This is a genomic window from Streptomyces sp. NPDC030995 (assembly GCF_055571215.1).
In genome coordinates this window covers 97,502-115,327 of the sequence record NZ_JBVIFS010000012.1, presented here as the reverse complement: position 1 = coordinate 115,327, position 17,826 = coordinate 97,502, and the positions used below count along the sequence as shown (strand labels likewise).

Here is a 17,826-nt window from a genome sequence, read left to right as displayed (position 1 = left end):
GGGTCGTTCGGGCAGCGCGCCGGGCCAGGTTAGACTAATTTGTCTGGTTTGTCTGGCAACCATGGGAGCTGACCGGAGGAGTCCTTCGTGCTGCCAGCCCATATCGCCGTGCTGATCACCAGTCACAACCGCCGCGAGAAGACCCTGTCCGCCCTCTCTGCCCTCCACGTGCAGCGCGGACTGCCCGAGGACACGGAGGTGCGGATCCACCTCGTGGATGCCGGCAGTACCGACGGCACACCCGAGGCGGTCCGGGCGGCGCACCCGCGGGTCGACGTGGTGACGGTCGGCGACGACGTCTACTGGGGCGAGGGCATGCGCATCGCGAGCCGCAACAGCCACGCCGCGGGCCTGCCGCCCTGGGAGTACCAGCTCTGGCTCAACGACGACGTGGTGCTGGACCGGGACGCCCTCGCCGTCCTGCTCGACACCGTACGGGCCGTCGGGCCCGGCGCCGTCGTCGTCGGCGCGGTGCGCGCGCGAAGCGGCGCGCATACGACGTACTCCGGACGGACCGGCCGCGCACTCTCCCTGGTCGAGCCCACGGGACGGCCCGAGCCCTGTGACACGTACAACGGCAACGTGGTGCTCCTGCCCCGCGCAGTACATGAACGGATCGGCGACATCGACAAGGTCTTCCGGCACGGCATGGGTGACTACGACCACGGCTTCCGCGCCCGTCGGGCCGGCATCCCCGCCTATGTGAGCCCACGCCACGTGGGCAGCTGCGACCGCAACCCGCCAGACACCGGCTCCCGCGAACCGGGCATCGGGGTGCGTGAGGCGCTGCGCCGCGTCACTTCGCAGCGCGAACTGCCGCCCCGCCAGTGGTGGGTGTACTGCCGACGGCACGCATGGCCATGGGCGCCGTTGCTGATGGTCTCGCCGTACCTGAAGACGGTGGCGCTGGCTCTGGCCGGGCGGCGCGCGGGGGGCGGGGAGTACCCGCGGTGACCGGGCCGATCGCGCCGGTCGCCGGGGGCGGCGCCCTGCTGCTGTGGATCACCGGTTTCGGCACCATCGCGGTGGCGCCCCTGGTCCCCCATCTCTACCACGGGCTCGGCACGGCGGCCGGCGAACCCCTCTCCGGCCCGCAGCTGCTCTTCTCCCAGGGCGTGATCCTGCTGGTGTCCGTCCTGGCGGCAGCCCTGGTGACCCGCAGTGTGTTCCAGGGCGCGGGGGCCGGTACGCGCCCACCCAGGACCGGCCAGGGGCTCGCCTGGGCCGCCGTCGCGTTCGCCGCGGGCCCCGTCCTGTCGGCCGTGTTCGGCGAGCACGGCGCTCTGGACGCGACGGTGGTGTTCGCGCCGCTGCTGTTCGCCGCCCTCTACCTGTGCCCTCGCCGCCCCTTCCTCGAGGTGCTGCGCCAACTCCGCACCATCTTGCGCTGTTACGTCTGGGGCAGCTTGCTCAGCACCCTGGTCGCACCGCGCTGGGCCTTCCTGTTGCCCGTCCACGGCGACGGGGGGCGGGACTTCCTCGGCCTCGGCTGGGGCCAGTTCATGGGCCTCGCCCCCAACCCGAACCATCTGGGGCCCCTGATGGCGGCGGCTCTGCTCCTCGAAGTCACCCCGGTGGGGCGGTGGCGCGGCCGTGCGATCCATGCGGCTGCCGCGCTCCTCGCCCTGACGCTCACCCAGTCCAGAACGGGCTGGATCTGCGCCGCCTCGGTGTTCTTCGTGCACGGCGCATGGGGCAGGACCGTGCTCCGCAGGCAGTTGCTCACCGTCTTCGGGGGCGCCGCCGCCCTGATGGTGCTGATGGCGGCCCCCGTACAGGCCGCGCTCGCCCGGCTCGCCGCCGATCCGATGTACGGGGACTTCAACGGCCGCACCCTTGCCTGGCGGCTCGCCTACGACGAGTTCGAACGCAATCCGCTGTTCGGTTACGGGCCCACTCTGTTCAGCCCGGCCCACCGCCTGGAGCTCTTCGGCACCACGGACCACTGGATCGGCCAGGCGCACAGCCAGGTCATGCAAACGCTCGGGGCCACCGGTCTGATCGGGTTCGCCGGGCTGTGTCTGCTGGTGAGCTCGCTGGTCGTACAGGCCCGGCGGGCCTCCGCGCACACCAGTGGCCTCTCGACCGCGCTGGTCACCCTGCTGATCGTGGCGTGCACCACCGAGGCTCCGTTGCGCGCTCTCGGCGGACTGTCCGCCCCCGTTCTGCTGCTCACCGTGGTGTGGTGCGTTCTGCTCCACGGAACCCCCGTCCCCCCCTCCGCAACCCAGGAGCCGTCAGATGTCCCGTAGAACTGCGCTGATCACCGGCATCACCGGACAGGACGGCTCGTATCTCGCCGAACTCCTGCTCTCCAAGGACTATCTGGTGCACGGCCTGATCCGCCGCTCGTCCACCTTCACCACCCAGCGGATCGAACACCTCTACCAGGACCCGCACGAGCCGGACGCCCGGCTCCGCCTGCACTACGGGGACCTGGCCGACGGCTCCCGGATCGCCGCCCTCCTGGAACACATCCAACCCGACGAGGTCTACCACCTGGCTGCCCAGTCACACGTCCGCGTCTCCTTCGACGAGCCCGAGTTCACCGGCACCACCACGGGTCTCGGCACCACGCGGCTGCTGGAGGCCATCCGGATGACCGGGCTGCCGTGCCGTTTCTACCAGGCCTCCAGTTCGGAGATGTACGGGATCACGGCGCCCCCGCAGTCCGAGACGACGCCCTTCCACCCGCGATCCCCGTACGCGGCCGCCAAGGTGTACGCGTACTGGATCACCCGCAACTACCGTGAGGCGTACGGAATTCACGCGGTCAACGGCATCCTCTTCAACCATGAGTCACCCCGGCGCGGCGAGACCTTCGTGACCCGCAAAATCGCCCGGGCCGCGGCCCGGATCGCCCGCGGCGAGCAGGAGTTCCTGCACCTCGGCAATCTGGAGGCCCGCCGCGACTGGGGTTACGCGCCCGAATACGTGGACGCGATGTGGCGGATGCTCCAGTGCGACCAGCCGGACGACTATGTGGTGGCCACGGGCACCAGCTACAGCGTCCGGGACTTCCTCACCTTCTGCTTCGAGCGTGCGGGCCTTGACTGGGAGCGCCACGTACGGTTCGACGAGCGTTACTTGAGGCCCTCCGAGGTGCCGGACCTGATCGGCGACGCGTCGAAGGCCGAACGCGAGCTGGGCTGGCGGCCGACCGTGCTGACCCCCGACCTGGCCCGCCTCATGACCGACGCCGAGCTGGGCGCACAGCTGCCCGAGGGGCAGGTGGCCCGGTGACCCCGCCGACCGTCCTCCACCTCACCAACGACCGCGAACCGCCGGGCCCGCGGCTGAGCTTCGGCGGTGCGTTCCGTGCCCTGGCCATCGACGGCGCGCTCACTCATGTGCCGCTCGCCCCCGCAGCGCTTCTGTCGGCTGGCCGCGCTGCCGCGCTGGCCGCAATCCTCCGGACCGCCGAACGGGCCCGCCCTGAAGTCCTGTTCGTCCAGACACCTGGTAACTTCCCCTGGACCGACGCGGATGTGGCCAACCTCCTGCGGCGCCTCGGCTCACCGACCGTCGTGATGTGGGAGGGCGACCCGTGGGGCGGGCGCAAACCCGTCCTTCCCTCCATGAAGCCCTGGTTGCGCTACGCGGACACCGTCTTCACCCCGGGCCTCGGCATCCAGGCCCGTCTCCTGGGCAGGTACACCCGGCGGCCCGTTCAATACATCCCGCAGACCGTGCCCCATCGCCTCTGGGACGACGGGCCCGTCCCGGGCGTCGACGCCACGGCACACGACGTGATGCACATCGGCAGCTGCTTCGTGCGCTTCGGGGTGTTCGAACGGATCGACGGCGCTCGGGAGCGTCGGCGGTTCGTACGCTCCCTCCAGCGGCTGCCCGGTTGCCGGTTCGCCGTGCACGGCCACGGCTGGCGCGGCCGGGGCGCACTCGGACCCGTCCCGTTCGACGATCAGGTGGACGCTCTGCGCACCGCCCGGATCAGCGCCAACTGGGACCATTTCCCCGGCCGCGACGGCTATTTCTCCAACCGGCTGCCGATCAGTCTGTTCGCGGGACGCCCGCACGTCACGACCAGGCCCCTGAACGCCGGCTGGCTGCCGGGCCCGGAGTGCGGCCTGCACTTGGTGGACTCCCCCGCCGAAGCGGTCGACCGGGTCACCGAACTGCTGCGCGCCGACCCCGCACAGCTGCATGCCGCCGGTCTCGCCGGGCACACGTGGGTCCGTACCCGGCTCACCGAGACCAACGCGCTGCGGCACATGCTCACCCGCCACCTGGCTACCGTGCCCGCACCGCGCGCCGACCCCTGGCAGGAGATCTCCGCGATGGACGCCGCCGGCACATGAGCGCAGTCACGCGCAGCCTCGGCTGGAACTACGGCGGCTCCGCGCTCGGAATGCTGTTCCAGCTCGGCTACACGGCGATCGCCGCGCGCCTGGTGTCCCCCGACCACTTCGGCGCGTACGCCACCGCGTGCAGTGTCACCGTCCTGTTCGGTTACGTCGCCAACTCCGGCCTGGCCACCTGTGTGCTGCGCGCCGAGCAGCTCACCAGGTGCCTGTTGCGTACCGTCTTCACACTCGCCGCCGCCTTCGGCCTCGTCTGTTTCTGCGCCGCGCTGCTCGCCGCCCCGCTGCTCACGGCGGTCTGTGAAGACCCGCAGACGGCCGGGATGATGCGCGTGCTGGCGGCGCAGTTCCTTGTCCAGCCGGCTGCGCTGGCGGCGGTCGCCGCACTGCGCAGGCTGGAGCGGCCTCGCACGGCGGTACGCGCCGAACTGGCCGGCCAGATCGCGGGATCGGCCCTGGCGCTGACGCTCCTGCTGGCGGGCTGGAACCCCTACGCCCTGGCCACCGCGTTCCCGCTGTCCGCGGCCTGCACCCTGGTCCTGGCCGCCGGCGCCCTGCTACCCGAACGGCGCCGCTCCCCGGCCGCCGCACGGCCGTGGCGCCGGCGTCCCCGCCCGGCGTTCGCGGCGCAGGCGCCGACGGAGCCCGGCGCACCATCGGTGCCCGGTGCGCCGTCGGTGCCCGGTGCGCCGTCGGTGCCCGGTGCGCCGTCGGTGCCCGGTGCGCCGGCACGGCTGCCCGTCGGCCGTCCCGTTCCGGCCCGCGAACTTCTCCGCTCCTCCGGCTTCTTCACCGGGTACGGCCTTGTACAGTCCGCCACCAACAACGCCCCGCTGTGGCTGGCGGGTGCCACCCTCGGTGCCGCCGCGGCCGGTCACTACTCGCGGGCCGCACTCCTGACCGGTATCCCGCTGACCGTCCTCGCGCAGGGCCTCCACCGGGCCGTCACCCCGGCGCTGGCCGACGCCCGCGCGGCCGGGAGGATTCCTCCGCAGGCGGTGCATGACGTGCTGTGCTCGGCATCCGCCGTGGGACTGATGGGCCTGGGCGCGCTCGCCGGTCTCGGGCCGGCCGCCCTGCTCCTGCTGCTGGGGCCGGCCTGGGAAACGGCCGCGCGGCTGGTGCCGGTGCTCGCGGCCGGGGCCGCACTGTGGATGCTCTGCTCCACCGCGAGCTCCGTCGACACCGTCCGCATGGACACCAGGGCCCTGCTGCGCGCCCAGCTCGCCGCCATCGGCGCGACCGCGCTGATGCTCTGCTTCGCCCGGGCGCACCACAGCCTGTTCCTCGCCACCTGCGCCACCGTGGTCGCCCCGCTGGCCGGTCATCTCGTCCAGCTCGCCCACTGGCATACCGCCAAGGTCCTCGGTGTACGTCCGCTGCTCTTCGCGCACGCCGTGCACGCGGCGGTCGGCACCGCACTCGGTCTCTCGGCCGCGCTCGGCCTGCGTTCCCATCCCCCCCACTACGGGCTGCTGCTGGGCCTCGGCGCCATGCTCCCGGTGGCCCTCGCCTGCGTCGTGCTCCGCACCCGTCTGCCCGTCTATGCCACGGCCCGCCGCCACGGTCTCGTCAGATCCCATCCGAGGAGCCACCCATGCACATCGGCCTCGCAGGCCCCGTCGATCTGACCCCCCTCCAGCACCTGCTGCCCGCGCGGCTGCCCGCCGTCTACAGCGGACCGTGCACCGGCTGGCTCGCCAGGACCTGGCTGGAGCAGGGGCACCGAGTGACGGTGTACGCCCTGAGTGGCGCCGTCCCCGGGCGGCAGGTGTACAGCGGCAAAGGCATCGACCTCGTCGTCGTACCGCAGCGCGCGCGGGCCAGACACCGGCTGAAGGACTTGTTCCGCGCCGAACGCCGAGGGCTCGCCGCCGCGATGCGGGCTCACCCCGCCGACCTGGTCAGCGCCCACTGGACGTACGAGTTCGCGCTGGCCGCGATCGCCAGCGGCCTGCCGTCCTTCGTCACCGCCCACGACACCCCATTGCGCTACGCCTGGGAGATGCGCAGCGCCTACCGCTGGCTGCGCCACTCCATGGCTCTTCCGGCCGTCCACCGCGCCACCGCGCTCAGCGCCAACAGCCCCTACACCGCACGGCATCTGCGCCGGGTGCTGGGTGTACGACGGCCCATCGAGGTCATCCCCAACGGGGTGCGGATGGAGCATCTGCCCAGCGCCACGGCGCCGCCCGACGCCGCCCCGGTGTTCGCCACCGCCGTCCAGGGCTGGGGGCCGCTCAAGAACACGGCCACGCTGCTGCGCGCCTTCGCGCTGCTACGGGTCGAACTCCCGCACGCCCGGCTGTTGCTGTGTGGCGACGGACACGACGCGCGGGGACCGGCCCGGCAGTGGGCCGCCGCACACGGGCTCACCGCCGGGGTCGAATTCGCCGGCCCGCTGGCGCACGACACCTTGCTGCGCCGGATCGCCGCCGAGGCCCACGTCCTGGTCCACCCGTCCCGTATCGAGTCGTTCTCGATGATCACAGCCGAGGCGATGGGCATGGGGCTCCCCGTCATCGTGGGCGAACGCAGTGGAGCCGTGCCCTGGGTCGCCGGGGACGGCGGCCTCGCCGTGGACATCGACTCGCCCCGGACGCTGGCCGACGCCATGAGCCGGCTGGCCCGCGACCCGCAGTTGCGAGCCCGGCTCGCGACGGCGGGGCACCAGCGGACGGCGCGCCGCTTCGAGCTGCGGGACGTGGCCGCCGCATACACGTGCTGGTTCACCACGGAAGGCAGCCGCCCATGACCACCACGCCCCTCGTACTGCAGATCAGCAATGAACCTCAGCCCTTCGGCCCGCACACCCGCTTCGCTCGTGCCTTCGAGGACCTCGCCGATGCGGGCCGGCTGCGGTACGCGTGCGCCGTCCCCGCCGCCGGGGACCAACTGCCTTCGTCCCGTCCGGACCTGGTCTTCGTCCAGTCCCCCCAGTCGTACCCGTGGACGAACCGGCATGTCCGGAAGTGGTTGCGGACCGCCGGGGAGCCGCCCGTCGTGGTGTGGGAGGGCGACGCGTGGGGAGGGCTCACCAAGCCGTTGCGCGAGCGGAACCTGGCCTGGATGCGGGCCGCGGAAGAAGTCTTCAGCGTCGCCGCGGGTGGGCAGGCCGCGATGCTGCGTCGAGCCTGCGGCCGGCCGGTGCGGTACGTGCCGCACGTCGCGCCGCTGCATCTGCTCGCCGCACCGTGCGGCCCGGAGCCGGCCCCGGGCGGAGTGACCCTGGTCGGCAAGCGACTCACGTACCTGGGAATCGAACTGATCCCCGATGATCGCGAACGGGCTTTGTTCGTCAAGGAGTTGCACAAGGTCGCGGGAGCGCGGCTCGCGGTGTACGGCACGGGATGGCGAGGCCCCTGCGCACGCGGCCCCGTCCCCTTCCCCGAACAGCTGACCGTCATGGAGGCAGCGTTGATCAGCGCCGGCTGGGACCGCTATCGCAAGCACACGGGCTACTTCTCCGACCGGCTGCCGATCGCGATGTGCGCGGGCCGGGTCCATGTCACCTCCCGCCAGCCGGGACTCGGCTGGCTACCGGGTCCCGACCGCGGCCTGCACCTGATGGACACCCCGCGCGCCGCGGCCGGGCGGGTCCGCGAGCTGCTTCGCCGCGACCCCGAGGAACTTCTCGAGCAGGGACGGCGGATGAGCGAGTGGGCCCGTGCCCGGCTGACCGAGCGCCAAGCCCTGCTCCACATGCTCTCGCCGTACATCCCGCTGCCCGCCCCGCCCACCGACCCGTGGGCCGGGCTCGCCGCCTTGGACTCCTAGGAGTCGGAGCCGTCAAGAAAGGACCGGCCGGACGGGTCCTTCTCGTACGCGTTGTAGACCCTCGGCAGCGGCCGGTCGTCGCGGATCGCCCGGAACAAGGCATCGGCTTGATCCTCGACCATCGTGTACCGGCCCCGCTGATCGGGGTGCTCCACGCTCGGAACGGTCAGGATCTGCGTGCCGCTCGCGGGGATCGCCCGCGCGCTGTTCACCAGCCGGTAGAGCTCGTCCAGCGAGTCGAGGCCGGGGTCCGCCACAAGCGAGGACGTCACCGCGTCCAGCAGCGGATACAGCTTGGTGGGGTTGGTCAGCACTCCGTCGCCCTGCGCCTTCTTCAACAACTCCCGAATGAACTGCTTTTGCCGCTCCACCCGTTGGAGGTCGCTGCCGTCGCCGACGCCCACCCTCGTGCGTACGAACACGAGTGCCTGTTGTCCGCGCAGCAGCTGCCTGCCGGGCTGGAGCGTGATGTTGTACTCAGGCTCACGGACCTTCTCGGACACGTTCACCTCCACGCCCCCGACAGCGTCGACGACCTTTCTGAAGCCGGAGAAGTCGACGACGAGATGGTGGTCGACCGGGATGCCGGAGAGGTCCTCGAAGGTACGGACCGCACAGGCGGCCCTGCCGAACTGGAAGGCCCAGTTGAACGGGGCGTGCTGGGCCGTGCTGCGGGAGCCGTCCGGCTGCAGGCAGCTGGGGATGTCCACCACCAGGTCCCGTGGCACGCTGACCACGGAAGCCCGGCTTCGGTCCGCGGAGAGGTGGATCAGCATGGCGGTGTCGGAGCGTTCGCTGCCCCAGTTCGCCTCCTTGTCCGAGCCGAGCACCAGGATGTTCTGGGCCTTGCCCGGCGCGGGGCGGGGCCGCTTGCCGTGGTCCGCGGCGAGGGCCCGGGCGGCGGCCTCGTCGGTGCGGATGTTGCCGTCGAGCCGCTGGTAGAGCAGCCAGCCGGCACCTGCCGTCACCGCGAACAGCAGGACGGCGCCGATACCGAGCCGTCTCAGGACCTTGCGACTGCGCCACCAGCTCTCAGGTACCGGCATGGATCAGGCCCTCCACCCCGTCGGCGAATCGCCGTGCCATTGACTCGACCGTGTACAGCTCGGCGTCCGTCCGGCAGGCGGAAAGCAGTCTGTCGTAAAGTGCGGGCCGGGTGAGCAGCTCCGTGACGGCCGCGCTGTACGCGTCCAGGCCACCCTCCACGACGAGGGCATTGCGGCCGTGCTGCAGATACTCGAACTCGGGCCCGTGCGCGGCGTGGGCGGTGGTGACCAGGGGCGTGTCCAGCGCGAACGAGTCGACCGCGGCGAGCCCCACCGCGCCGGGCACCAGCAGGACGTCGGCGACGGCGCCGAGCCGGGCCTTCTCCTCAGCGGTGGCCGTCCCCACGTACACGACCGGACCGCCCGCACGCTGGACTTCCTCCACCAGGTGTCGCTGCGCCCCGTCGCCCGCGACGAGCAGTCTGAAGCCGGGCAGCAGTTGCGCAACCCGGTCGGCCGCCGCCAGCAGGAACGGGATGCGTTTGGCGGCGTCGAGGCCGCCGACGTACAGCGCGGTACGGCCGGGGCGCAGCCCGTACGACTTCCGCAGGGCCGAGAGTTCGGTGCCGGGGATACGGGAACGGGCTGCTACCAGGGCCCTGGTGTCCACGGTGTTGCGGATCGTCGTGACCCGCTGTTCGGGGAAGCCCTCGCCGATGACGTGCCGGGCACCCTTCTCCGTATAGGCGAAGAACCAGCGGGCCCGCTGGGTCAGAGCGCGCTTGGCTGCGCGCAGCGGGGCCGGGTGGCTGCGCGTGTAGGTCCCGCCGTGGCCCCACAGCCCGACGGGTGGGCCGCCACGGCTCAGCAGTGCGCGGTAGTTCTCCAGGCTGTGCAGGGACTGACCGAGGACCAGGGCGTCGCAGTCGCGGGCGAGGGGGCCCAGGCCCCGCCAGACGAGATGGCGGCCGGCGAGGCGGAAGGTGCGCTGCGGCAGTAGGACCGTTCCGGCGAGGGCGCAGGCGTCGGCGCGCCGGATGTCCTTGCCCCAGGGTCGGCCGTGGGCGATGGTCAGCTCGATGTCTCGGCCGGCGAGCTCGCGGGTCAGGCGTTCGTAGAACGCGAGGCGGTAGCCCGGCACGTACTGCTGGACGACGACGGCTCTTCTCACCGGGCCGCCCGCGCCGCCTGGGCCGGCATGCGCCCGTCCTTGGGGGCGGTGTCCGCGCGGAAGAGCACCAGGTCGCACTGGAGCATCTGGCCGGTGCGCAGGTCGGTGAACCCGGGCACGACGGACATCAGAGTGAGGCCCAACTCGCCCTGGGTGAGGGCGAGGGCGTCATCGAAGAGCAGTCCGTCCCGGTACAGGGGCACGAAGGACGTCTCGGTCTGGATGCCGACGCACTCGCTCGCGTACCGACCGGCGCCGCGCAGCACATGCGCCTCGTACCCCTGCACGTCCATCTTGAGGAACGCCCGCTCGCCCGGGGCCACGATCTGCTCCCACAGCTCGTCGAGGCGACGGATCTCGGCGGTCTGTCGACTCAGGTAGGCGGCGTGCGGGGCGGCCGCGCGGTGGCGTTCGAGCATGGGAAGGACGGAGCTGCTCGCACCCGCATTGCCCGCGACGTTGATGACAACGGTGCCGGAGTGGTCGCCGAGCGCGTACGGCAGGACCGTCCAGGCCGTGTCCGACGCCGCCCTGCGGTTGAGCTCCGTGCGTGGGCCGGTGAGCGGCTCGAAGGAGACGATTCGGCCGCGGTAGCCGCAGTGGCGGAGCATCGTGCCGTAGCCGCCGGCGTGTGCACCCGCGTCGATGACGAGGCCGACATCGAACTTTCGGAGCAACTGCACGAGTTGCTGACCGCTCCAGCTTGCCGGATAGCGGGCGATATCGATGCCGAGGCGCTGCATGGTGCTGCGCGCACGGTGAAGGAGGGTCACTGTCGTGCTCCTTTGTATGCTGCCCAGAGGAAACGGGGATGCCCCCACAGCACCCGGCGCCACAGCCGGCGCGGTTCGCTGCAGAGGCGGAAGAGCCATTCCAGGCCGTGCCGCTGCATCCACAGCGGGGCCTGCGGCTTGTTGCCGGAGACGAAGTCGAAGGCGGCGCCGACGGCGGCGAACACCGCGGGGTGCGCGGCGGCGAGCCGGGCTGCCTCGTAGTCCTGTTTGGGGGTGCCGAGGCCGAGCCAGACGATCTGGGCGCCGCTCGCGCGGATCCGGTCGAGCTGCGACTGCCGTTCCCCGTCGGTCGGTTCGCGGAACGGCGGCGACTCGGCGGCGACGATCAGGGCGCGCGGGAAGCGGGCGAGCAGCTCGGCGCCCAGCTGTTCCAGTACTGCGGGGGTGGAGCCGAGGAGGTAGTGGCGCAGGCCCACGTCCTGGCCGGTTCGGAAGACGTCCAGGAAGAGGTCGGGGCCGTACACCCGCATCCGCGGCAAGGAGCGGCTCCGGTGGACGATCCGGTTGGCCCACACCACCCCTTGCCCGTCGGGGAGGTTGAGCGTCGCGGTCCGCAGCGCCTGGCCGAGTCGTGGGTCCCGGTCGGCGAGGGCGAGGGTGTACGCGTTGCAGAGGTGGACGTCGGCCGCCACGCCCTCGATTGCGAGCCGGACGACCGCGGCGGCCGCGGCGGCCGGAGTCGCAGCGGCCACAGGAACCCCGGCGCACAGGACGGTGGTCAGGCCGGTGGACACGTCCGTGCGCGTTGTGGCCGGCAGGCGCACGACCCTGCCCGTCACTTGCTCGCCGGATCGTTCGCCCTGGCAGCACGGGGTCTGCCAACGGTCCGGCGGCCCCGGCCCCGGCGCGGGCCGGTCGGTCGGCGAGGCCGGGCAACCCGGCCGGCCCCGTACACCGGCACCCTGAGCAGTCCGCCGAGGGCCAGAAGCGCGGCGACCGCCACCGGCAGTACGACGGAGGGCGGCAGCCAGGCGTGGTGGATCAGCAGCCCGATGACCGTCCCGACGAACGCGGTGACGCCCAGTACGACGGCCGTTCCCCGCACCGTCAGCCCGAGCCGCTGGAGCCGGTGCGCGATGTGGTCGGTGCCGCCGAGCAGCAGCCGGCGGCCGGCCCGGCGCCGGGAGACGAGGACGAGCGCGGTGTCGGCGGTGACGACAAGGGTGAAGGCGAGCACCGCGCCCATGGTGCGGGCCGGGGTGTCGCCGGTGTGCAGCAGTACAGCGGCGGAGGACAGCACGAAACCGGTGAACAGCGAGCCGCAGTCACCGAGGAAGATCCGGGCGGGATGCCAGTTGTGCAGCAGGAAGCCGGTGAGGGCGGCGGCCAGTACCCAGAGCAGCAGGGCGAGACCGGTACGGCCCTCGGTGATCGCGCAGATGGCGAGCCCCAGTGCGGTGACGGCAGCGACCGTCGCCATTGCTCCGTCGGAATTGTCCAGCAGGTTGAAGGCGTTGGTGACGAAGACGATCCACAGCACGGCGAGGGCCCCGGTCAGCAGCCCCAGTCCGCTGCCGTACGCGACGGCACACGCGGCACCCGTCTCCACGATGAGTCGCGCCCCGGGCCCCAGCGGCCGCAGGTCGTCGAGCAGTCCGAGCACGGCGACGGCGGCTGCGGCCGCGAGCAGCGTGCCGACCTCGGGGCCCAGCGGCGCCTGCCCGGTCCACAGTCCCGAGGTGGCCGCGGCGAGGGTTCCCGCGGCCACCGCGACCCCGCCCAGATGGGGGGTGGGGCGGGTGTGCGCCTTGTGCGCGCCGGGCCGGTCCAGGAGACCGGCACAGGCGTGCCGCCACCGCAGCGCGAGGGCACGTAGGAGTTCGGTCAGTACGGCGGTGAGCAGCAGGGCCGCCGCTGCGGCCGCGAGCGCGTAGGGCACGGTGAAGGTCCTCTCAGACCAGGTCAGGCCGGCACCGGCACGCGCTCGGCGCGCGCCTCGGCGATGGTCGCGTCGAGGATGTCGTCGAGAGTGCGCTGCGGCCGCCAGCCGGTGAGGGTGCGGATGCGTGCGGTGTCGGGCAGCCGGCGCTCCATGTCCTCGAAACCCTCGCCGTACGCCTGGTGGTAGGGGACCAGCCGGATGTCCGAGTTGCTGGCGCTGCGTGCGATGACGCGGGCGGCCAGCCCGGCGATGGTGGTCTCTTCGTTCGTACCGATGTTGAAGACCTTGCCGACCGCGTCCGGGTGGGCAAGCAGCCGCAGCAGCGCGTCGACGACGTCCGCGACGTGCGCGAAACAGCGCCGCTGCGTGCCGTCGCCGTGCACGGTGAGCGGTTCCCCCTCGACGGCCTGGCGCACCAGCCGGGGCATGACCATCCCGTACGCGGGGCTCTGCCGTGGTCCGACCGTGTTGAACAGCCGTACCACGATGGTGGGCAGGCCCAGTTCGCGGTGGTAGGCGAAGGCGAGGATCTCGTCGACGGCCTTGGCGGTGGAGTAGGACCAGCGCGCCACGCTCGTGCTGCCGAGGATCCGGTCGGAGCCCTCGGCGAGTGGTCCCGAGGAGTTCTTGCCGTAGATCTCCGAGGTGGAGGCGACGAGCACTTTGCGGCGGTACCGGTGGGCCGCCTCGATGACGGTCTCGGTACCGCGGAGGTTGGTGGTGAAGGACTGGAGAGGCCGTTCCACGATCAGCCGGACGCCGACGGCGGCGGCCAGATGGATCACCGTGTCGCACCGGCGGACCCATTCGTCCACGAGCAGCTGGTCGAGTACGGAGCCATGGACGAATCGGAAGTGTGGATTCCGTCGGGCTTCGTCCAGGTTCTTCTCGCTTCCGGTGGCGAGGTTGTCGAGCACGACGACCGCATGGCCCTGCGCGAGCAGGGCGTCGGTGAGATGTGAGCCGATGAAGCCGGCACCGCCAGTGATCAAGTACGTCGAGGGGTTCATACGCCGCCTGTTCGGTTGCGGTATCCGAGTGATGCGGAACGGCATCTGTTATATGCCGCTGACAAAATAGCCCTTTTTGTCACAATCTGTAACGAACAACACGGCTCACATCGCACGCAGATCGGAGAAACATCAGATGGGATCAACAGAGACCTCGGCACGACGGAACGTTCTGGTAGTTGGACTGGGATATGTGGGGCTGCCGCTGGCGGTGCGTGCTGCGGAGGCGGGCTTCCGGGTCACCGGCCTGGACACCGACGAGCAGCGCGTCAAGCGGCTGGAGGCCGCCGACTCGTATATCGAGGACATCCCGGACGAACGACTACTGCCGCTGCTCGATTCCGGGCGGCTGAAGGTCAGCACCGACTACGCCGACGCGGGCACCTTCGACGTCTGCGTGATCACCGTGCCCACTCCCCTGCGCGACGGCGCCCCGGACCTACGGTGCGTCAAAAGCGCGGGGCGGTCGGTCGCCCCGTTCCTGCGTCCGGGTGCGGTCGTGGTGCTGGAGTCGACGACGTACCCCGGCACCACCGAGGAGATCCTCCTGCCGATCCTGGAGGCGGGCAGCGGGCTGCGGGCCGGCGACGGATTCCGGCTCGGGTACAGCCCGGAACGCATCGACCCGGGCAACGCCCGTTGGCAGCTGGAGAACACTCCCAAGGTCGTCTCCGGCATCGACGACGCCTCCCTCGAAGCCGTCACGGAGTTCTACGACCGGATCGTGACCCGGACCGTGCCGGTCTCCTCCCCGCGCACCGCCGAGCTGACCAAGCTGCTGGAGAACACCTTCCGGCAGGTGAACATCGCGCTCGTCAACGAACTCGCGATGTGCGCCGGCCCCCTCGGCGTCGACATCTGGGAAGCGGTGGACGCGGCCGCCACCAAGCCGTTCGGCTTCATGCCCTTCACGCCCGGCCCCGGGGTGGGCGGTCACTGCCTGCCGGTCGACCCGTCGTACCTCTCCTGGCAGGTACGGCAGAAGCTCCAGCACGACGTGCGCTTCGTCTCGCTCGCCCACGAGATCAACGAACACATGCCCGAGTACGTGGTGGGGCGCATCGAAGGCGGTCTCGCCGGGCTCGGCCGACCGCTGGCCGGCGCACGGGTGCTGGTGCTCGGGCTCGCGTACAAGAAGAACACCGGGGATGTACGGGAGTCCCCCGCCGCCGCCGTCGCCGAGCTGCTGATGGCGCGCGGCGCGCGCGTCCGGGCCGTGGAGCCGTACGCCGATGCCCAGTTGCTGCCGCCCGGGGTGCTGTGCGTCGAGCTGACCGAGGCGGAGATCGCGACTACGGACGCAGTCGTTGTCCTGACCGACCACGACTGCCTCGACTACGGCCTGGTGGAACGCCATGCGACGTACGTCTTCGACGCCCGCAACCGCTGCCGGGGAGACCGGATCGACCGCCTGTAGTCGCCGAGCGCGGCGCCACCGCCCTCCTCCACGGCCCCACCCCCGAGGAGGCCCAGGCACGCCATCGTCTTCGGCGCCTCTGCCCTCGCCCTGACCGCCGTGACCCTCGTCGGCTGGGCACCCTGAGGCGCCACCCGCCCCGGCTCTCCTCGCGGCGGCTGCTACTTGCCGTGGTAACGCTGGGCGAGCCGTGCAAGCGCGACGGCCCCGAGGAGCAGTCCGAAGTCACGGAGCGCGATGTCGTAGTGGCCCGGGATGGTCAGCAGGTTGACGATGACGCCCGCCAGCCAGCCGGCCACCAGCCAGCCCCCGAAGCGGGGAGCCAGCGCCACGGCGACACCGGCCACGATCTCGATCACACCCACCGCGTACATGGCCGCCTGGGCGCTACCGGGAACGACGTTGTCGATCCACGGCGCGAGGTAGGTGGGCCAGTCCACGAGCAGGTTGGCGAACTTGTCCAGCCCGAACAGGATCGGCGCCACCGTGAATCCGGTACGCAGGATCACGAACGCCTGGTAGCCGGGGTCGGAAAACAACACCCGCCGTGGGGCGGCGGAGGTGGTGCTTGCGGAGGTTCTCATGACCCCTCCTTCTATCGACAAGGTTCATTAATAATAGAAGCGCGGATTCGCTCTTTAGTCAATGACTGTGGGTTTTACAATGGTGTGCGTGGATACCCCGAAGGAAGTGCGCGACGCCGACGTCTCCGCCATCGCCGCTCTCGGCGAGCCGACCCGCAGGAGGCTGTACGACCACGTGGTGCTTCAGCCGGGCCCGGTCAGCAGGGACGAGGCGGCCGCCGCCCTCGGGCTGGCACGGCAGACCGCCGCGTTCCACCTGGACCGGCTGGCCGACGAATCACTCCTCGACGTCGTCTACGAGCGCCGCAGCGGGCGCTCCGGACCGGGCGCGGGCAGGCCGGCCAAGCTCTACCGCCGCTCGGCGAAGCAGATCGCCGTCAGCCTGCCGGACCGCCGCTACGAGCTGGCCGGACGGCTCCTCGCCCAAGCGGTGGAAGAATCCGACGCCACCGGCGAGCCGGTGCGGGCCGTGCTGCACCGCAAGGCCGAGGAACTCGGCACGCAACTGGGCGAGCAGAACGGGACGGGCGTCTTCGACCTGCTGGAGCGGTACGGCTTCGAGCCACGCCGCGAGGGCGAGGCCATCGTTCTGGCCAATTGCCCCTTCCACGTACTGGCCCGTGAGCACACCCAGACGGTGTGCGGCATGAACCTCCACCTGCTTCGCGGCGTCCTCGGCGGGCTGGACGAGGCAGGACTCGAGGCATGCCTGGCACCCAGCCCCGGACGATGCTGCGTCCGACTGCAGCCGGCCGCCTGACGTACGAGTGAAGTCGTCGCTGCCATGAGGGCGCTTGACGTCCTCGTCCAGGGTGAAGAAGCGCGCGGCTTCGGCGCGTAGCGCGGTGAGGATGCCTGCTGCAGGGTTGGTCGAGCGCGCGATCAGCGGGCGGCTGCCATTCCACCAGCCTGCGCCTCTCAGCTCGGGCCCCGCACCTTTTCGAGCGTGGCGAGGGATTCGACGGTCGAGGGGCGCTTGTCGGCGTCCGGTGCCACGCTGAGGCCGTAGCCGAGGCCATAGCTGAGGCCATAGCTGAGGCCATACAGGATGCGTGAAAGGGAACGACCATGATCACCACTGACTTCGTCCCCGGCTCCCCCTGCTGGCTCGACCTCGGTGCCCCCGACGTCCGTGCCGCCGCGGCCTTCTACGGCGCCGTACTCGGATGGGAGTACGAGTCCATGGGTGAGAGTCAGGACATGGAAGGCGGCATGTTCCGGAAGGACGGCAAGGTCGTCGCCGGGCTCGGCAAGCTCACCGAGGAGGGAGCACGCTCGGCCTGGATGATCTACTTCTGCGTCGCCGATGCGGACGCCACGACCCAGGCCGTCGAGCGCGCCGGCGGCACGGTGCGGGTGGCGACGAGGGACCTCGACGAGTGGGGCCGGATGGCGCAGTACAGCGACCCGCTGGGGGGCCAGTTCGCCGTGTGGCAGCCGGGGACGAACAAGGGTGCCGAGCTCGTGGACGAGCCGGGCTCGCTGTCCTGGACGGAGCTGTACACGAGCGACGCGGCGGCCGCCAAGGACTTCTACGGCGGTGTCTTCGGCTGGCGGTTCAGCGACATGGAGCTGCCGGGCGGCGGGGGCACCTACGCCCTCATCACCCCCGCCGGCCTTCCCGAGGAGCGCATGCACGGCGGCCTCATGGAGATGCCCGAGGAGAACCTCGCCCTGGCGAACGGGCGGCCGTACTGGCACCCGGTCTTCGCCGTCGCCGACTGCGATGCCGCGGTCGCCAAGGTCACCGAGAACGGTGGCAGCGTGCAGATGGGGCCGCAGGACGCCGAGGGCGTCGGCCGGCTGGCCGTCTGCCTCGACCCGTCGAACGCGGACTTCGTGGTACTGGCCCCGGCCCGGAGCTGAGCCCCGTCCTGACGGGG

17 protein-coding genes are annotated in these 17,826 nt (G+C 71.3%); 10 read left to right on the top strand and 7 right to left on the bottom strand.

Annotated elements, in window-relative coordinates:
* Positions 1–87: 87 nt before the first annotated feature.
* Genes ACZ45T_RS19775 through ACZ45T_RS19745 form a run of 7 tightly spaced genes read left to right on the top strand, consistent with a single transcriptional unit; the run spans position 88 to position 8,099 of the window.
* Positions 88–954, top strand: coding sequence for a glycosyltransferase family 2 protein (locus ACZ45T_RS19775; protein ID WP_468442950.1), 867 nt, complete (start codon positions 88–90; stop codon positions 952–954).
* The gene (locus tag ACZ45T_RS19770) at positions 951–2,252 is read left to right on the top strand and encodes an O-antigen ligase family protein (RefSeq protein ID WP_468442948.1); all 1,302 of its coding nucleotides are present in this window, start codon (positions 951–953) and stop codon (positions 2,250–2,252) included. Before ACZ45T_RS19775 ends, ACZ45T_RS19770 begins: the two co-directional genes overlap by 4 nt.
* A complete protein-coding gene (gene gmd, locus ACZ45T_RS19765; protein ID WP_468442946.1) occupies positions 2,242–3,243 on the top strand; it encodes a GDP-mannose 4,6-dehydratase in 1,002 nt (333 codons plus the stop codon). The genes ACZ45T_RS19770 and gmd overlap by 11 nt, the downstream gene beginning before the upstream one ends.
* Complete coding sequence (locus ACZ45T_RS19760) at positions 3,240–4,319, top strand: glycosyltransferase family protein (RefSeq protein WP_468442944.1); 1,080 nt, start codon at positions 3,240–3,242, stop codon at positions 4,317–4,319. The genes gmd and ACZ45T_RS19760 overlap by 4 nt, the downstream gene beginning before the upstream one ends.
* Entirely contained in the window at positions 4,316–5,953 is a 1,638-nt protein-coding gene (locus tag ACZ45T_RS19755) for an oligosaccharide flippase family protein (protein WP_468442942.1), read from the top strand. Before ACZ45T_RS19760 ends, ACZ45T_RS19755 begins: the two co-directional genes overlap by 4 nt.
* Positions 5,920–7,077 (top strand): glycosyltransferase family 4 protein, encoded by a 1,158-nt coding sequence (locus ACZ45T_RS19750; RefSeq protein ID WP_468442940.1) that lies wholly within the window; start codon positions 5,920–5,922, stop codon positions 7,075–7,077. The genes ACZ45T_RS19755 and ACZ45T_RS19750 overlap by 34 nt, the downstream gene beginning before the upstream one ends.
* The gene (locus ACZ45T_RS19745) at positions 7,074–8,099 is read left to right on the top strand and encodes a glycosyltransferase family protein (protein WP_468442938.1); all 1,026 of its coding nucleotides are present in this window, start codon (positions 7,074–7,076) and stop codon (positions 8,097–8,099) included. Before ACZ45T_RS19750 ends, ACZ45T_RS19745 begins: the two co-directional genes overlap by 4 nt.
* Here ACZ45T_RS19745 and ACZ45T_RS19740 read toward each other — a convergent pair.
* The 6 genes from ACZ45T_RS19740 to ACZ45T_RS19715 are packed head-to-tail and all read right to left on the bottom strand — an operon-like array spanning position 8,096 to position 13,942.
* Positions 8,096–9,145, bottom strand: coding sequence for an LCP family protein (locus tag ACZ45T_RS19740; protein ID WP_468442936.1), 1,050 nt, complete (start codon positions 9,143–9,145; stop codon positions 8,096–8,098). The two genes, ACZ45T_RS19745 and ACZ45T_RS19740, sit on opposite strands and share 4 nt — an antisense overlap.
* The gene (locus tag ACZ45T_RS19735) at positions 9,132–10,256 is read right to left on the bottom strand and encodes a glycosyltransferase family 4 protein (RefSeq protein ID WP_468442934.1); all 1,125 of its coding nucleotides are present in this window, start codon (positions 10,254–10,256) and stop codon (positions 9,132–9,134) included. The genes ACZ45T_RS19740 and ACZ45T_RS19735 overlap by 14 nt, the downstream gene beginning before the upstream one ends.
* Positions 10,253–11,029 carry an FkbM family methyltransferase gene (locus tag ACZ45T_RS19730; RefSeq protein ID WP_468442932.1) on the bottom strand — a complete coding sequence of 259 codons (777 nt, stop codon included), beginning with the start codon at positions 11,027–11,029 and terminating at the stop codon, positions 10,253–10,255. The genes ACZ45T_RS19735 and ACZ45T_RS19730 overlap by 4 nt, the downstream gene beginning before the upstream one ends.
* A complete protein-coding gene (locus tag ACZ45T_RS19725; protein WP_468442930.1) occupies positions 11,026–11,784 on the bottom strand; it encodes a WecB/TagA/CpsF family glycosyltransferase in 759 nt (252 codons plus the stop codon). The genes ACZ45T_RS19730 and ACZ45T_RS19725 overlap by 4 nt, the downstream gene beginning before the upstream one ends.
* 41 nt (positions 11,785–11,825) lie before the next feature.
* Positions 11,826–12,929 carry an MraY family glycosyltransferase gene (locus ACZ45T_RS19720; protein ID WP_468442928.1) on the bottom strand — a complete coding sequence of 368 codons (1,104 nt, stop codon included), beginning with the start codon at positions 12,927–12,929 and terminating at the stop codon, positions 11,826–11,828.
* A 23-nt stretch (positions 12,930–12,952) separates the two neighbouring features.
* Positions 12,953–13,942, bottom strand: coding sequence for an NAD-dependent epimerase/dehydratase family protein (locus ACZ45T_RS19715; protein WP_468442926.1), 990 nt, complete (start codon positions 13,940–13,942; stop codon positions 12,953–12,955).
* Between the two features lie 136 nt (positions 13,943–14,078).
* On the opposite strand from ACZ45T_RS19715, the gene ACZ45T_RS19710 reads away from it, so the two are divergent.
* Positions 14,079–15,359, top strand: coding sequence for a nucleotide sugar dehydrogenase (locus ACZ45T_RS19710; RefSeq protein WP_468442924.1), 1,281 nt, complete (start codon positions 14,079–14,081; stop codon positions 15,357–15,359).
* 161 nt (positions 15,360–15,520) lie between these two features.
* Here ACZ45T_RS19710 and ACZ45T_RS19705 read toward each other — a convergent pair whose 3' ends face one another.
* Positions 15,521–15,943, bottom strand: a complete 423-nt coding sequence (locus tag ACZ45T_RS19705) for a hypothetical protein (RefSeq protein WP_468442922.1) — start codon at positions 15,941–15,943, stop codon at positions 15,521–15,523.
* A 79-nt stretch (positions 15,944–16,022) separates the two neighbouring features.
* On the opposite strand from ACZ45T_RS19705, the gene ACZ45T_RS19700 reads away from it, so the two are divergent.
* Both ACZ45T_RS19700 and ACZ45T_RS19695 read left to right on the top strand, forming a co-directional pair.
* Complete coding sequence (locus tag ACZ45T_RS19700) at positions 16,023–16,703, top strand: helix-turn-helix transcriptional regulator (RefSeq protein WP_468442920.1); 681 nt, start codon at positions 16,023–16,025, stop codon at positions 16,701–16,703.
* A 308-nt stretch (positions 16,704–17,011) separates the two neighbouring features.
* Entirely contained in the window at positions 17,012–17,809 is a 798-nt protein-coding gene (locus ACZ45T_RS19695; protein WP_468442918.1) for a VOC family protein, read from the top strand.
* Positions 17,810–17,826: the final 17 nt, after the last annotated feature.

Coding starts and splice junctions, on each gene's coding strand:
- gmd (WP_468442946.1), top strand. CDS start 2,242: ATGTCCCGTAGAACTGCGCTGATCACCGGCATCACCGGACAGGACGGC.
- ACZ45T_RS19755 (WP_468442942.1), top strand. CDS start 4,316: ATGAGCGCAGTCACGCGCAGCCTCGGCTGGAACTACGGCGGCTCCGCG.
- ACZ45T_RS19750 (WP_468442940.1), top strand. CDS start 5,920: ATGCACATCGGCCTCGCAGGCCCCGTCGATCTGACCCCCCTCCAGCAC.
- ACZ45T_RS19745 (WP_468442938.1), top strand. CDS start 7,074: ATGACCACCACGCCCCTCGTACTGCAGATCAGCAATGAACCTCAGCCC.
- ACZ45T_RS19740 (WP_468442936.1), bottom strand. CDS start 9,145: ATGCCGGTACCTGAGAGCTGGTGGCGCAGTCGCAAGGTCCTGAGACGG.
- ACZ45T_RS19715 (WP_468442926.1), bottom strand. CDS start 13,942: ATGAACCCCTCGACGTACTTGATCACTGGCGGTGCCGGCTTCATCGGC.
- ACZ45T_RS19710 (WP_468442924.1), top strand. CDS start 14,079: ATGGGATCAACAGAGACCTCGGCACGACGGAACGTTCTGGTAGTTGGA.
- ACZ45T_RS19705 (WP_468442922.1), bottom strand. CDS start 15,943: ATGAGAACCTCCGCAAGCACCACCTCCGCCGCCCCACGGCGGGTGTTG.
- ACZ45T_RS19700 (WP_468442920.1), top strand. CDS start 16,023: ATGGTGTGCGTGGATACCCCGAAGGAAGTGCGCGACGCCGACGTCTCC.
- ACZ45T_RS19695 (WP_468442918.1), top strand. CDS start 17,012: ATGATCACCACTGACTTCGTCCCCGGCTCCCCCTGCTGGCTCGACCTC.